Origin of the sequence: Pseudomonas sp. FW300-N2A2, from assembly GCF_017351735.1 — a bacterium.
Classification (GTDB): domain Bacteria; phylum Pseudomonadota; class Gammaproteobacteria; order Pseudomonadales; family Pseudomonadaceae; genus Aquipseudomonas; species Aquipseudomonas migulae.
Genome location: NZ_JACNDU010000003.1, coordinates 263,560 through 277,664 on the forward strand (window position 1 = coordinate 263,560; position 14,105 = coordinate 277,664).

Sequence of the window (14,105 nt, forward strand, 5' to 3'; positions counted from 1 at the left end):
AACGGGCTCCTGTGAGATGGTCGATTTTGAATCCTACTGCACTTCTTCCAGCGCCTGGGCCAGCGGCACGTAAAACTCCTCGTACAGCGCGTTCACCGCATCGCGAGACTGATCGGTGACAAAACCGGCCTCCAGCACCAGCACCTGATACACGCCGCGCTTGATCGCTTGCTCGCTCAGGTGATTGGAATTTTCCCGCGTGGTGCACAGGAAACGCACCCAGGACGTGAGGATGATCCACGCATTGAGCGTCAGGGATTCAATCTGCACCTTATCCATGGACAGGATGCCGGCCTCGACGAATCCCGCGTAGATGTGCGTGCCATAGATCAGGCAGCGCTGGGAAAAGCGCCGATAACGGGCGGCGAGTTCCGGATCGCTGTCGAGCAAGTGCTCGAGATCACGATGTAAAAACCGGTAGCGCCACATCGCCGCCAGCAACTCCTGAAGGTAGAAGCGCTTGTCTTCAACCGTCGCGGCGCGCCCCTGGGGCGGGCGCAGGAAGCTGTCCACCAGGCTTTCGTACTCACTGAACAGCACGGCGATGATCGCCTGCTTGTTGGGGAAGTGGTAGTAGAGGTTGCCCGGAGAAATGTCCATGTGGGCAGCAATGTGGTTGGTGCTGATGCTGCGCTCACCCTGCTGGTTGAACAGCTCCAGGCTGTTCTGCACGATGCGCTCGCTGGTTTTGATCCGAGGGGCCATGGCTTGAGCTTTAATTCAGAGTGCGTTGAGGGGCATCTTACGACCTAACCGCGAGCGGATAAAACAACGCGATGTCAGGATCTCATTTGACTTTCTAGAGCATAGACTCTAAAAAGTTCTTCACTACAATAAATCCGGAGCCGACCATGACTGCTGACATCGCCTACCTGCAGAAGCTGCAGCAGCCTCTGGAGGAACTTCAAAACCGCTTCGACGACCTGCGCGCAGCCTATGCCGCCAACCCGATGCCGCCCGCCGCCCAGCGACTTCAATGGCTCAAAGCCCTGCGCGATTTGTTGAGCAATGAACGTCAGGCCCTGATCGATGCGATCAGCCAGGACTTCAGCCACCGCAGCGCCGATGAAACCCTGCTCGCCGAACTGATGCCCAGCCTGCACGGCATTCACTATGCCAGTCAGCACCTCAAAGGCTGGATGAAACCCTCGCGACGCAAGGTCGGCGTGGCCTTTCAGCCGGCCTCGGCGAAAGTCGTTTACCAGCCGCTGGGCGTGGTCGGGGTGATCGTGCCGTGGAACTACCCGCTGTTTCTGGCCATCGGCCCTTTGGTTGGCGCGTTGTCGGCGGGCAATCGGGTGATGCTCAAACTCAGCGAATCGACCCCCGCCACCGGTCTGCTGCTCAAGGAATTGCTGGGCCGGATCTTCCCCGAAGACCTGGTTTGCGTGGTGCTCGGCGAGGCCGATATCGGCGTGGCGTTCTCCCGCCTGCGCTTCGATCACCTGCTGTTCACCGGCGCCACCAGCATCGGCAAACACGTGATGCGCGCGGCGGCCGAGAACCTGACGCCGGTAACGCTGGAACTGGGCGGCAAGTCCCCGGCCATTGTCTCTCGTGATGTGCCGTTGAAGGACGCCGCTGAACGCATTGCGTTCGGCAAGACGCTCAACGCCGGGCAAACCTGCGTCGCCCCGGACTACGTAATGGTCCCGGAAGACCGCGTGGGTTCTTTCGTCGAAGCCTACCGTCAGGCGGTTCGCGGGTTTTATCCGACACTGGCTGACAACCCTGACTACACCGCGATCATCAATGACCGACAACTGGCCCGGCTCAACGGCTACATCAGCGACGCCACCAGCAAGGGCGCGCTGCTGATTCCGCTGTTCGATCAGGGCCAGGGCCGGCGCATGAGCCACAGCCTGCTGCTGAACGTCACCGACGAGATGATGGTGATGCAGGACGAAATCTTCGGTCCGCTGCTGCCGATCGTTCCGTACAAGGATCTGGATGAAGCGTTTGCCTACATTAACCAGCGACCTCGTCCGCTGGCGCTGTATTACTTCGGCTACGACAAGCGCGAACAAAACCGCGTCCTGCACGAGACCCATTCCGGAGGCGTGTGCCTGAACGACACGTTGCTGCACGTCGCGCAGGACGACATGCCCTTCGGTGGCATCGGCCCCTCGGGCATGGGCCATTACCACGGCCACGAAGGTTTCCTGACGTTCAGCAAGGCCAAAGGTGTGCTGATCAAACAGCGTTTCAACGCGGCGAAACTGATCTACCCGCCGTACGGAAAAACCATTCAGAAACTGATCCAAAAGCTGTTTATCCGCTAACGATCTTCACCGCCGGGTAATAACAATAATGAGCCCAAGCCTGTCCGATACACCCGCGCTGTCACGGCGCGGCCTGCTTAAATTCAGCCTTGGCGCGAGCGCGTTTCTTGCCACCGCCGGACTCGGCGCGAGCCTCAGCGGGTGTTCGTCGAGCATCCCGGCCAGCGGTTTCGCGATCCTGCGCAGCGGCGATCTGTTGTTTTTGCGGGCGCTGATTCCGGTGATGCTCGATGGCGCCGTGGTCGCCGGGAAAATGCCGATGGCACTCGACCAGACCTTGCACTGCCTGGATAACGGCCTGAATCACCTGTCGCCGGAAATGCTCAAGCTCACTCAGCAATTGTTCGACGTGCTGGGGATGGCCGTGACTCGCGGGCCGCTGACCGGGATCTGGGGCAGTTGGGAAAACGCCAGCGCCGATGAGATCCGGCACTTTCTTGATCGCTGGGAAAACAGCTCGTTGAGTCTGTTGCGCATGGGGCATAGCTCGTTGCTGCAACTGGTGATGATGGCGTGGTACAGCCGGGCTGAGTCATGGGCGCATTGTGGGTATCCCGGGCCGCCTACGGTTTAAGACCGAGTTGGCCCCTTCGCGGGCAAGCCTCGCTCCTACAGGGATCGCGCGCCCCCCCTGTAGGAGCGAGGCTTGCCCGCGAAGACGTCAGCCGCTTCACCACAGAATCGAAAAAATAATAAGAGAACCCGAATATGCCCGTACCCGATCCGTTCCGCGAAGGCATGGCCCGTGGCTGGAAAACCCGCAACGGCTCGCAACTGACCCAGGACCTGACCCTCGAAGCGGACGTGGCGATCATCGGCAGCGGCGCGGGCGGCGGCACCACCGCTGAAATCCTCAGCGCCGCCGGCTACAAGGTGCTGTTGATCGAAGAAGGCCCGCTCAAGACCAGCAGCGATTTCAAGATGCTTGAAGACCAGGCCTACACCAGCCTCTATCAGGAAGGCATCGGCCGCATGAGCAAGGACGGCGCGATCACCATCCTTCAGGGTCGCGCGGTGGGCGGCACCACGCTGATCAACTGGACCTCGAGTTTCCGCACGCCGGAGCCGACACTCGAACACTGGGCCCGGGAGCACAACGTCAAAGGCCACAGCCCGGCCGAGATGGCGCCATGGTTCGAGAAAATGGAGCAACGTCTGGGCGTCGCACCCTGGATGGTCCCGCCGAATGCCAACAACGATGTAATTCGCAAAGGCTGCGAGCAGCTCGGCTACAGCTGGCACGTGATCCCGCGCAACGTGCGCGGTTGCTGGAACCTTGGCTACTGCGGCATGGGCTGCCCGACCAACGCCAAGCAATCGATGATGGTCACGACGATCCCGGCGACCCTGGAAAAGGGTGGCGAGCTGCTTTACCTGGCCCGCGCCGAGAAACTGATGATCAAGGACGGCAAGGTCACCGGCCTGCAATGCGTGGCGATGGATGATCGTTGCGTTGCGCCCACGGGCAAGACGATTACGGTCAAGGCGCGGCATTACGTGCTGGCCGGCGGCGGCATCAACAGTCCCGCGTTGCTGTTGCGTTCCGACGCGCCCGATCCGCACAAACGTCTGGGCAAGCGCACCTTCTTGCATTTAGTGAACATGTCCGCCGGGCTGTTCGACGAGGTGATCAACCCATTCTACGGGGCGCCGCAGTCGATCTATTCCGACCATTTCCAATGGAAGGACGGCACCACCGGTCCGATGGCCTACAAACTCGAAGTGCCGCCTCTGCACCCGGCGCTGGCGGCCACATTGCTCGGCGGTTTTGGCCAGGAAAGCGCCCGACACATGGAAAACCTGCCGCATACCCACGCCATGCTGGCGTTGCTGCGCGATGGCTTTCACCCGGACAGCCCCGGTGGCAGCGTCGAATTGCGCAGCGACAACACGCCCGTGCTCGATTATCAGGTTTCACCCTACGCCTGGGACGGTTTGCGCCGCGCCTTCCACAGCATGGCCGAGATCCAGTTCGCCGGCGGCGCCAACGCCGTGATGCCGATGCACGCCGATGCGCGCTATGTGAAAACCCTGGCCGAGGCGCGCACGCTGATCGACGGCCTGAGCCTTGAGTTGTATCGCACACGCTTGGGCAGTGCCCATGTGATGGGCGGTTGCGCCATGGGCGAAGACCCGAAAAACGCCGTGACCGACAGCCTCGGCCGGCATCATCAGCTCAGCAACCTGTCGATCCACGACGGCTCGCTGTTCCCCACCAGCATTGGCGCAAACCCGCAATTGTCGGTCTACGGGCTGACGGCGCAACTGGCGACTTCGTTGGCCGAACGTTTGAAAAACCCATGAAAAGAGCGAATATTCCTATCGTCTATAGTGCTTTCTTACCCAACAGGCGACTTGGCCGACCGGGAAGGCTGCGATACCATCCGACTCCCCAACGGACTCCCGCCAGGACGACGCGATGAACCGAGTGTTGTACCCAGGTACCTTCGACCCTATTACCAAGGGCCATGGCGATCTGGTCGAACGCGCCGCGCGCCTGTTCGATCATGTGATCATCGCCGTCGCCGCCAGCCCGAAGAAAAACCCGTTGTTTCCCCTGGAACAGCGTGTGGAGCTGGCCCGCGAGGTCACTAAACATCTGCCGAACGTAGAAGTCGTCGGCTTTTCGACGCTGTTGGCGCATTTCGCCAAAGAGAAGAATGCCAACGTGTTCCTGCGTGGTTTGCGCGCGGTCTCGGACTTCGAATACGAATTTCAGCTGGCCAACATGAACCGTCAGTTGGCGCCGGATGTGGAAAGCCTGTTTCTTACACCGTCCGAGCGCTATTCGTTCATTTCCTCGACGCTGGTCCGTGAAATCGCGGCGTTGGGCGGCGATATCACCAAATTCGTCCACCCTGCGGTGGCGGATGCCCTGACACTTCGATTTAAAAAATAACACCGACTGTAGGAGCCGGCTTGCTGGCGATAGGACCGCTGCGATGTCTCAGACTGACCGCGGTGTTGCTATCGCCAGCAAGCCGGCTCCTACAGAACGTCGCGCCCGCGTGCACTGCGCTCTCCAATGCGGCACAATTGCGCATTGGTTTTTAGCGCCCGGGCCTGCCGCCCCGGCTGGAGTTAGCATGTCCCTGATCATCACCGACGATTGCATCAACTGCGACGTCTGCGAACCCGAGTGCCCGAACGCCGCCATTTCCCAAGGCGAAGAGATCTACGTGATCGACCCGAACCTGTGCACCCAGTGTGTCGGCCACTACGACGAACCTCAGTGCCAGCAAGTGTGCCCGGTGGATTGCATTCCACTGGACGAAGCGCATCCGGAGACTGAAGAGCAGTTGATGGAGAAGTACCGGAAGATTACCGGTAAGGCGTGAGCCATGAGGCGTCTGTGAGGACGCCTTCGCGGGCAAGCCTCGCTCCTACAGGGGTCGTGTAGATCCTGTAGGAGCGAGGCTTGCCCGCGAAGCTTTTAGACTTCACTCCCGCTGCTCAAACCCCTCCCCGATACATCCCAGACACCGCACGAACGCCGCTTTCGCCGGGTCGACCACCAACGCCTGTCCCGCGTCGCCGACATTGCCGCCCAGCGCGGTAAACGGCAACGACACCACAAACGCCCCCGCGCCAATCACCGTTGCCACGACCAGCAAGGGTCGGGCAATCAGCAAGTCGCCGAGCATGGCGTACGCCGGGGGATTCTGGATGGTGTAGCGCGGGTCGCCGCTGCCGGTATTGGCTGCCAGCGCTGGTGCACCGGCACTCAGCAGCCATACGACGGCAAGGGTTCGGAACAGGTTCATGGCACGGTCCTTCGACTAGGCAGTGAGAACACTGACTATAGACCGCAGGAATATCAGCTCTGGCAGCGCGGGCAAAAGACGCTGGCGCGCTGCCCGAGTTTGACTTCCCGCAGCTCTGTTCCGCAGACCTTGCACGGCTGACTGCCACGGCCGTACACGAACAATTCCTGCTGGAAATAACCGGGCTGACCGTCGCCGCCGATAAAGTCGCGCAACGTCGTACCACCGCGCTCGATGGCAGCGGCCAGGATGCGTTTGATCTCGATCGCCAATTTCAAATAGCGCGCCCGGGAAATGCTCTTGGCCTCGCGACGCGGGTCGATACCGGCCGCAAACAGCGCTTCGGTCGCATAGATATTGCCCACGCCGACCACCACTGCGTTGTCCATGATGAACGGTTTGACCGCCATCGAACGCCCGCGAGACTGCTGGAACAAGCGCTCGCCGTCGAACAGGTCGGTCAACGGTTCCGGCCCCAGGCGAATCAGCAATTCATGGTTGAGCGGATCGAGGCTCCAGAGCATCGCGCCGAACCGTCGCGGGTCCGTGTAACGCAGGGCCAGGCCCGATTCCAGCTCGATATCCACATGCTCATGCTTGGCGGCCGGCAGGCCGACTTCCACCAGGCGCAGATTGCCCGACATGCCCAAGTGGCTGATCAGCGTGCCGACTTCGGCGTTGATCAGCAGGTACTTGGCGCGCCGCTCCACCAGCACGATACGCTGACCGGAGAGCCGCACATCCAGGTCTTCAGGGATCGGCCAGCGCAGGCGACGGTCACGCACGATCACCCGGCTGACGCGTTGGCCTTCCAGGTACGGAGCAATACCGCGGCGGGTGGTTTCGACTTCCGGCAGTTCAGGCATGGTGCTCTCGAATCAGGCTCTGACGGCACTCAGCGGTGAGTGCCGAGGTCGCGAATCGTTTGTTTGAGGGTTTCGAAGTCGTAGTCCGAGAGGCCCACGTAATCGAGTACCAGCGGCGCGATGGTGTTCCATTCATGGTCCTCGTTCTGGTTGCCCAGTACCCGGTAAGACGCACAAATGTGCTCGGCCATTTTCAGGATCGCCAACAGGTTTTTCAGCTGGCTGTTGCGCGAAGACTCATCGCTGAAAATCGCCAGCGCATTGTGGTGATTGGCGATCGCCGTGCTCACATGCTCCGGCAGGCGCCAGGATTTGGCCGTGTAATAACCCACCACCGCATGGTTGGTATTGAACACCCGATTTTCCGTGTCCACCACACGGCATTCGGCACTGGCGCTGGCGTAGGCTTCTTCCAGCGTGGTCATGTAGTCCGGGAAGCGTTGCAGCATCAGCGGCACGCCGCAGTCGTGGAACAGGCCCAGGGCGTATGCCTCATCGCCGGCCTGGACGCCAATGCGCTTGGCCAGGGTCAGGCAGGTCATCGCCACATCTTGAGCGGTGTCCCAGAAACGGTTCAGGGTGACGATGGTGTCATCGTTCATTTCACCCTTGATCGACTGCGCGTTGATCAGGTTGATGATCGAACGGCTGCCCAGCAGATTCACCGCACGCTGGATCGAGGCGATCTTGTTGCTCAAGCCGTAATACGGTGAGTTGACGATTTTCAGCAGGGAACCAGAGAGGCCCGGGTCCTGGGAGATCAGCTTGGCGATCACTTCCAGATCCGGGTCGGGCATGTACTGCTCCATCTGCAGATCCACCATGATCTGCGGCTGGGCCGGCACGCTGATGCCTTGCAGGGACTGTTGGATCTGTTCGGTGGTCAGCTCTTGGGACATAAGTACACACTCTGGGACAGGCGCCGATTCTAACCTTTATAAAGTTGGATCCGACAGGTCGGCGGGCAACATCGGCCAAAGTTTCATTTCCGTGGAGCATTTGAAATTGCCTTCGCGGGCAAGCCTCGCTCCTACATTTGGAATGCGTCCCCCTGTAGGAGCGAGGCTTGCCCACGAAGGCGTCATCAGCGTTTCATCGCCCACCCGGCCCGTCACGACCCTCAACACGCTATACTCCCGCTCTTTTTTCCGGAGCGACGTCATGTCCCTGCCTAGCCTGCGCCTCAAAGCCAACGCCGACCGTCGCCTGCGAAACGGCCACTTGTGGGTCTACAGCAACGAAATCGACGTGGCCGCCACCCCGTTGCACGGCTTCAAGGCCGGCGATCAGGCGATCCTCGAAGCTGCCGGCGGCAAGCTGCTGGGCATCGTTGCCATGAGCCCGAACAACCTGATCTGCGCCCGTCTGCTATCGCGCGACGTCAAGTTGCCGCTGGACAAATCGCTGCTGGTGCATCGCTTGAACGTCGCCCTGTCCCTGCGCGATCGCCTGTTCGACAAGCCGTTCTATCGCCTGGTCTACGGCGATTCCGACCTGCTGCCAGGCCTGGTGGTCGACCGTTTCGGCGACATCCTCGTGGTGCAGATCGCTTCGGCGACCATGGAAGCGCATAAAGACGACGTGATCGCGGCGCTGACCCAAGTGCTCAAGCCAAGCGGCATTCTGTTCAAGAACGACTCCGCCGCCCGCGACGCCGAAGGCCTCAACCGCTACGTCGAAACCGTGTTCGGCCTGGTGCCGGAGTGGGTCGCGCTGGAAGAGAACGGCGTGAAATTCGAAGCGCCGGTCATTCAGGGCCAGAAAACCGGCTGGTTCTACGACCACCGCATGAACCGCGCACGCCTGGCCCCGTACGCCAAAGGCAAACGCGTCCTCGACCTGTACAGCTACATCGGCGGTTGGGGCGTGCAAGCCGCAGCATTCGGCGCCAGTGAAGTGTTCTGCGTCGATGCTTCCGCCTTCGCCCTCGACGGCGTCGAGCGCAACGCCGCGCTGAACGGTTTCGCTGAAAAAATAACCTGCCTCGAAGGCGACGTCTTCGAAGCGCTGAAAGAACTGAAAGCCAGCGAAGAACGCTTCGACGTGATCGTGGCCGACCCGCCGGCGTTCATCAAACGCAAGAAAGACATGAAAAACGGTGAAGGCGCTTACCGTCGCCTGAACGAGCAAGCCATGCGCCTGCTCAGCAAGGACGGCATCCTGGTCAGCGCTTCGTGCTCGATGCACCTGCCGGAAGATGACCTGCAGAACATCCTGCTGACCAGCGCCCGCCACCTGGATCGCAACATCCAGATGCTGGAACGTGGCGGTCAGGGTCCGGATCATCCGGTACACCCGGCGATTGCTGAAACCCGCTACATCAAGAGCATCACCTGCCGGTTGCTGCCAAACAGCTAACCGCTCGGAACGAATGTAGGAGCGAGCCCTGCTCGCGATGGTCGTCAACGATAACGCTGGCTGCCTGACACCCCGCGTAGCCTGTTCGTTTTTCGCGAGCAGGCTCGCTCCTACAACGGTCTGAGAACAGTCCCACACCTCCTGCATTGACTTCCCTATTCATCAAGTCGACTCTCGGCTACCCCTCACGGATCGAGAGCGTTGTTGATGAACCCTTCCCTGCATACCGCGAAAAAATCGTCGCTCATCCTGCTATTGATGACGATGACGCTACTGGGTGTTTTCCCGCTGGACGTCGTGCTCCCGTCCTTTCCCGCGCTCTCTGATTACTTCCTGACCTCAGCCTCCGACATAGCGTTATCCGTCAGCCTGTTCGCCATTGGCCTTGGGCTATCCGTGGTGCTGGTCGGACCGCTGTCGGACTTGTGGGGGCGCAAAACCCTTTTGCTGACTGGCATCGCCATCTCGATCATCGGTGCAACGGGTTGCCTGGTTTCCAGCGAATACGGCTGGTTTCTGGTGTTTCGCGTCATTCAGGCTGTGGGTTGTGGCGCTTTCGTACTGTCGCAGGCACTGATTCAGGATCTGTTCGTCGGTAAGGAACAGGAACGGATGAGGATCTGGATGACCACCGGCGGCGGCGTGTTCATTTCCATATCGCCGCTGCTTGGAACCTGGTTGCAGATGCATCTGGATTGGCAGGGCAGCTTCTATGTCTTTATCGCACTGGCGGTCTTCGTCTGGATAAGGGCTGGCGTGCTCCTCAAGGAAACCCCGCGCAGTCGCAATGCGGCGCCCGCTCGCTTTTTCAGTGCCTATTGGCGGCTATGCGCGGATTTTCGCTTCATGGGTTACTGGTTGATTTCGGCCCTGGCCTTCGCCTGCCATTTTTCATTCATCGTCATGTCGCCGATCATTTTCATGGAGCGCCTGGCACTCACGCCCTACGAATTCGCCTGGACATTGTTGCTGTATGGCGTGGCGTATGTGTTCGGCGGGATAGTCGCCAGCGCCTTGCATCGGCGTCTGCCGGCCAATTCACAGATAGTGATCGGCCTCGGCCTGATCGCATTGTCGGGGTTGGTCATGCTGTGGCTGGCAAATCAGTTCGGGCTGACGGCCGCTGCGGTGCTGATCCCCATGCTCATCTGCACGGCCGGCACCACCATTGCCCGGCCTATCGCCAATTCCAAAGCCATGACCCTCTATCCACAGGATGCCGGTACGTCCTCCTCGGTCGGCGGCGTGATGATCTTCATGTGCGGCGGCGTGATCAGCGTGATGATCAATCTCGCGTCCGAAGACCTCACCACGGCGCTCGCCTTGTGTTTCCTGATCCTTAGCGTCGCGGGCCTGGGTTTGAACGCGCTGATCATGCAGCGCAATCTGGCACTGAACGCGAGTTGATTTACGCCGGTCGTCATCCGGCGCACGCCACCGGCGCCGGATCAGCGCTTCCCGGCATTCCCTCCAGCCGCCAGCCGTGTAGAATCGCGACATTCATCGCCAGTCATCCCCCGGCGGGTTTATGAGCTCAAGCTGAAGCGCGCGGCGATCCCGCAAAGTTATCGGCAACTTCCGGACACACGGCCATTTCTGAGTGTTCCAGACGTCAATAGAAGCTCACTTCCCTTTTGATACCTGATTAGCCGCCCGGAGTGCTTCATGCCTGATTACCGCTCGAAAACATCCACCCACGGCCGCAACATGGCCGGTGCCCGCGCATTGTGGCGCGCCACGGGGATGAAAGATGACGACTTCAAAAAGCCGATCATCGCCATTGCCAACTCGTTCACCCAGTTCGTACCGGGCCACGTCCACCTCAAGGACCTGGGCCAACTGGTCGCCCGCGAAATCGAACGCGCTGGCGGTGTAGCGAAAGAATTCAACACCATCGCCGTGGATGACGGCATCGCCATGGGCCACGACGGCATGCTGTATTCGCTGCCGAGCCGCGAGATCATCGCCGACTCCGTCGAGTACATGGTCAACGCCCACTGCGCCGACGCCATCGTCTGCATCTCCAACTGCGACAAGATCACCCCAGGCATGCTGATGGCCGCCCTGCGCCTGAACATCCCGGTGATCTTCGTGTCCGGCGGCCCGATGGAAGCCGGCAAGACCAAACTGGCCAGCCACGGTCTCGACCTCGTCGACGCCATGGTGATCGCCGCCGACTCCAGCGCTTCTGACGAGAAGGTTGCCGAGTACGAGCGTAGCGCCTGCCCGACTTGCGGTTCGTGCTCCGGCATGTTCACCGCCAACTCGATGAACTGCCTGGTTGAAGCCCTGGGCCTGGCCTTGCCGGGCAACGGTTCGACCCTGGCCACCCACAGCGACCGCGAGCAACTGTTCCTGCAGGCCGGCCGCACCATCGTCGAGCTGTGCAAGCGTTACTACGGCGAGAACGACGAGTCGGTATTGCCGCGCAACATCGCCAACTTCAAGGCGTTCGAAAACGCCATGACCCTGGACATCGCCATGGGCGGTTCCACCAACACTATCCTGCACTTGCTGGCCGCCGCCCAGGAAGCCGAGATCGATTTCGACCTGCGCGACATCGACCGTCTTTCCCGCCACGTGCCGCAACTGTGCAAAGTCGCGCCGAACATCCAGAAGTACCACATGGAAGACGTGCACCGCGCCGGCGGGATCTTCAGCATCCTCGGTTCGCTGGCCCGTGGCGGCCTGCTGCACACCGACCTGCCGACCGTGCACAGCAAGACCCTGGCCGAAGGCATCGCCAAGTGGGACATCACCCAGACCGACGACGAAGCGGTGCATCACTTCTTCAAGGCCGGCCCGGCGGGCATCCCGACGCAAACCGCATTCAGCCAGTCGACCCGTTGGGAAACTCTGGACGACGACCGTGAAAACGGCTGCATCCGCAGTGTCGAACACGCTTACTCGAAAGAAGGCGGCCTGGCCGTTCTCTACGGCAACATCGCGCTGGACGGCTGTGTGGTGAAAACCGCGGGCGTCGACGAGTCGATCCACGTGTTCGAAGGCAACGCAAAAATCTTCGAAAGCCAGGACAGCGCCGTACGCGGCATCCTCGCTGACGAAGTGAAGGCCGGCGACATCGTGATCATCCGTTACGAAGGCCCGAAAGGCGGCCCGGGCATGCAGGAAATGCTGTACCCGACGTCGTACCTGAAATCCAAAGGCCTGGGCAAAGCCTGCGCCCTGCTCACCGACGGCCGTTTCTCCGGCGGCACTTCGGGCCTGTCCATCGGCCACGCTTCGCCGGAAGCCGCTGCCGGTGGCGCGATTGGTCTGGTGCAGGACGGCGACAAAGTGCTGATCGACATTCCGAACCGCTCGATCAACCTGTTGGTCAGCGATGAAGAACTGGCCGGCCGCCGTGCCGAGCAGGATCAGAAAGGCTGGAAGCCGGTGGAGAAACGTCCACGTAAAGTGACCACCGCACTGAAAGCCTACGCCCTGCTGGCGACCAGCGCCGACAAGGGTGCCGTGCGTAACAAGGCGATGCTTGACGGGCTGTAAGCGTCAGTCGCAGAAATAAAAATGCCCCGCCAAGTGCGGGGCATTTTTTTGCCGGTCGTTTGATCTGCGTTATACGCAAACCCCTGTAGGAGCCGGCTTGCTGGCGATAGCGGTGTGTCAGCCGGCAAATTCTTCGTCTGAAAGTCCGCTATCGTCGGAACGCCGCCCGCAGCAAGCCGGCTCCTACAGTTGATCGGTGTTGCGGTTACTGGATTTCTGCCGGCGTCACGATCACCCAGTTCTTGTCCGCCGTCACCGGCAACCCTTCCTTGGCTTGGGCCGCAGCGTGTTTCGCCATCATGCCGTTAATCTGGGTCATGTATTTGTCCTTGCGGTTGACCCACAAGTGGATGCCGCCCTTGGCCACGTCAACATCGTGGAACAGCATGTAACCGTCGCTGCTCGGGGTGTCGCCGCCGACCAGTACCGGTTTTTTCCATTCATCGATGTAGGTCAGGATCGCCGCGTGTTTACCGGCCATCCAGGTCGCCGGGGTCCACAGGTACGGGGTCAGTTCGAGGCCGAGGTTGGCCTTCTCGTCATACTTGCCAGCGGTGATCTGCTTGCGGGCCGTGGTCAACTCGCCGGACTTTTGATCCTTGAGCAGCAGGCTCACGCCGATCACGTTTTGCGGTTTGACGTTGTAGCCGTACTTCGGATCGGAGGCGACCATGCGCACCAACTCTTCAGAAGCGGCGGTCATCACGTAGACCTCGATGCCGTTCTCCATCAGCTTGTTGTACAGCTCGGTTTGGCCGGTGAAGACTTTCGGCGGGTTGACGTCGAGCTTCTTGACCACGTCGCCTTCGTAATAGGTGGCCGGCACCGGTTTGCCGGACGCCATCAACTCGTCGACATAACCTTTGAGCTCTTGCAGGGTGAAACCGGAGAACACCTGGGCGACCCATGGGTAGCAAACCATGTCGTCGAGTTCGCAGAGGCGGTAGTAGTAGCTGAACAGGCTTTCCTTATGGTCGGCGGTGTCCTTGAACGGAATCAGTTTCAGGGAGGGATCGAGTTTCTCGCGGGTAATCAGGCCCTTGTTTTCCATGAACGGCAGCAGCGATTCTTCGAGGTCGTAGCGGTAACTGGTGTTGTCCATGTCGAACACCGCGTAGTTACCTTTGTTGGCGTTGGCCGCGATCATCGCATCCAGTGCCTTGGCCTGATCGGCTGGCCAGTGCTTCAAATCCGTAGCGAAAGCCTGGCCGGCGAGGCCAATGCACAGTGCAGCGAGCAGAAATTTCGGTGCGAACTTCATCGATAGATCTCCCTGATTTAAAGACATCGACGCTAACAAATAAGTGTGACAGTCCCCGTCTGTCAGC

General features: G+C 60.4%; 13 protein-coding genes. 8 read left to right on the plus strand and 5 right to left on the minus strand.

The window, feature by feature from the left end; translation table 11 throughout:
* Positions 1 to 33 precede the first annotated feature (33 nt).
* Complete coding sequence (locus J4E42_RS06835) at positions 34 to 705, minus strand: TetR/AcrR family transcriptional regulator (RefSeq protein WP_008026133.1); 672 nt, start codon at positions 703 to 705, stop codon at positions 34 to 36.
* A gap of 146 nt (positions 706 to 851) precedes the next feature.
* Between J4E42_RS06835 and J4E42_RS06840 the strand changes: the two genes are divergently transcribed.
* The 5 genes from J4E42_RS06840 to J4E42_RS06860 all read left to right on the plus strand — a co-directional run bounded on the left by J4E42_RS06840 (position 852) and on the right by J4E42_RS06860 (position 5,620).
* A complete protein-coding gene (locus J4E42_RS06840) occupies positions 852 to 2,282 on the plus strand; it encodes a coniferyl aldehyde dehydrogenase (RefSeq protein WP_207284882.1) in 1,431 nt (476 codons plus the stop codon).
* Positions 2,283 to 2,310: 28 nt separating this feature from the next.
* On the plus strand, positions 2,311 to 2,856 hold the full coding sequence (locus J4E42_RS06845) for a twin-arginine translocation pathway signal protein (protein ID WP_192227538.1): 546 nt from the start codon (positions 2,311 to 2,313) through the stop codon (positions 2,854 to 2,856).
* Positions 2,857 to 2,990: 134 nt separating this feature from the next.
* A complete protein-coding gene (locus tag J4E42_RS06850; RefSeq protein ID WP_207284883.1) occupies positions 2,991 to 4,586 on the plus strand; it encodes a GMC family oxidoreductase in 1,596 nt (531 codons plus the stop codon).
* 115 nt (positions 4,587 to 4,701) lie between these two features.
* The gene (gene coaD / locus J4E42_RS06855) at positions 4,702 to 5,181 is read left to right on the plus strand and encodes a pantetheine-phosphate adenylyltransferase (protein WP_003177462.1); all 480 of its coding nucleotides are present in this window, start codon (positions 4,702 to 4,704) and stop codon (positions 5,179 to 5,181) included.
* A 187-nt stretch (positions 5,182 to 5,368) separates the two neighbouring features.
* Complete coding sequence (locus J4E42_RS06860) at positions 5,369 to 5,620, plus strand: YfhL family 4Fe-4S dicluster ferredoxin (protein ID WP_003195146.1); 252 nt, start codon at positions 5,369 to 5,371, stop codon at positions 5,618 to 5,620.
* 102 nt (positions 5,621 to 5,722) lie between these two features.
* Here J4E42_RS06860 and J4E42_RS06865 read toward each other — a convergent pair whose 3' ends face one another.
* Genes J4E42_RS06865 through J4E42_RS06875 form a run of 3 tightly spaced genes read right to left on the minus strand, consistent with a single transcriptional unit; the run spans position 5,723 to position 7,757 of the window.
* Positions 5,723 to 6,046 (minus strand): hypothetical protein, encoded by a 324-nt coding sequence (locus J4E42_RS06865; RefSeq protein WP_008026125.1) that lies wholly within the window; start codon positions 6,044 to 6,046, stop codon positions 5,723 to 5,725.
* A 53-nt stretch (positions 6,047 to 6,099) separates the two neighbouring features.
* Complete coding sequence (mutM, locus tag J4E42_RS06870; protein ID WP_008026119.1) at positions 6,100 to 6,912, minus strand: bifunctional DNA-formamidopyrimidine glycosylase/DNA-(apurinic or apyrimidinic site) lyase; 813 nt, start codon at positions 6,910 to 6,912, stop codon at positions 6,100 to 6,102.
* Positions 6,913 to 6,941: 29 nt separating this feature from the next.
* The gene (locus J4E42_RS06875; protein ID WP_207284943.1) at positions 6,942 to 7,757 is read right to left on the minus strand and encodes an HDOD domain-containing protein; all 816 of its coding nucleotides are present in this window, start codon (positions 7,755 to 7,757) and stop codon (positions 6,942 to 6,944) included.
* A gap of 316 nt (positions 7,758 to 8,073) precedes the next feature.
* Here J4E42_RS06875 and J4E42_RS06880 point away from each other — a divergent pair, with 316 nt between their 5' ends.
* From J4E42_RS06880 to ilvD, 3 genes are all read left to right on the plus strand, one after another.
* Entirely contained in the window at positions 8,074 to 9,270 is a 1,197-nt protein-coding gene (locus J4E42_RS06880; protein WP_008026111.1) for a class I SAM-dependent rRNA methyltransferase, read from the plus strand.
* A 207-nt stretch (positions 9,271 to 9,477) separates the two neighbouring features.
* Complete coding sequence (locus J4E42_RS06885) at positions 9,478 to 10,677, plus strand: MFS transporter (protein ID WP_207284884.1); 1,200 nt, start codon at positions 9,478 to 9,480, stop codon at positions 10,675 to 10,677.
* A gap of 258 nt (positions 10,678 to 10,935) precedes the next feature.
* A complete protein-coding gene (ilvD, locus tag J4E42_RS06890) occupies positions 10,936 to 12,777 on the plus strand; it encodes a dihydroxy-acid dehydratase (protein ID WP_008040782.1) in 1,842 nt (613 codons plus the stop codon).
* A gap of 205 nt (positions 12,778 to 12,982) precedes the next feature.
* Here ilvD and J4E42_RS06895 read toward each other — a convergent pair whose 3' ends face one another.
* Complete coding sequence (locus tag J4E42_RS06895; RefSeq protein WP_008026105.1) at positions 12,983 to 14,038, minus strand: hypothetical protein; 1,056 nt, start codon at positions 14,036 to 14,038, stop codon at positions 12,983 to 12,985.
* Positions 14,039 to 14,105: the final 67 nt, after the last annotated feature.

Coding starts and splice junctions, on each gene's coding strand:
- J4E42_RS06895 (WP_008026105.1), bottom strand. CDS start 14,038: ATGAAGTTCGCACCGAAATTTCTGCTCGCTGCACTGTGCATTGGCCTC.
- J4E42_RS06865 (WP_008026125.1), bottom strand. CDS start 6,046: ATGAACCTGTTCCGAACCCTTGCCGTCGTATGGCTGCTGAGTGCCGGT.
- mutM (WP_008026119.1), bottom strand. CDS start 6,912: ATGCCTGAACTGCCGGAAGTCGAAACCACCCGCCGCGGTATTGCTCCG.
- ilvD (WP_008040782.1), top strand. CDS start 10,936: ATGCCTGATTACCGCTCGAAAACATCCACCCACGGCCGCAACATGGCC.
- J4E42_RS06880 (WP_008026111.1), top strand. CDS start 8,074: ATGTCCCTGCCTAGCCTGCGCCTCAAAGCCAACGCCGACCGTCGCCTG.
- J4E42_RS06840 (WP_207284882.1), top strand. CDS start 852: ATGACTGCTGACATCGCCTACCTGCAGAAGCTGCAGCAGCCTCTGGAG.
- J4E42_RS06845 (WP_192227538.1), top strand. CDS start 2,311: ATGAGCCCAAGCCTGTCCGATACACCCGCGCTGTCACGGCGCGGCCTG.
- J4E42_RS06835 (WP_008026133.1), bottom strand. CDS start 705: ATGGCCCCTCGGATCAAAACCAGCGAGCGCATCGTGCAGAACAGCCTG.
- coaD (WP_003177462.1), top strand. CDS start 4,702: ATGAACCGAGTGTTGTACCCAGGTACCTTCGACCCTATTACCAAGGGC.
- J4E42_RS06885 (WP_207284884.1), top strand. CDS start 9,478: ATGAACCCTTCCCTGCATACCGCGAAAAAATCGTCGCTCATCCTGCTA.
- J4E42_RS06860 (WP_003195146.1), top strand. CDS start 5,369: ATGTCCCTGATCATCACCGACGATTGCATCAACTGCGACGTCTGCGAA.
- J4E42_RS06850 (WP_207284883.1), top strand. CDS start 2,991: ATGCCCGTACCCGATCCGTTCCGCGAAGGCATGGCCCGTGGCTGGAAA.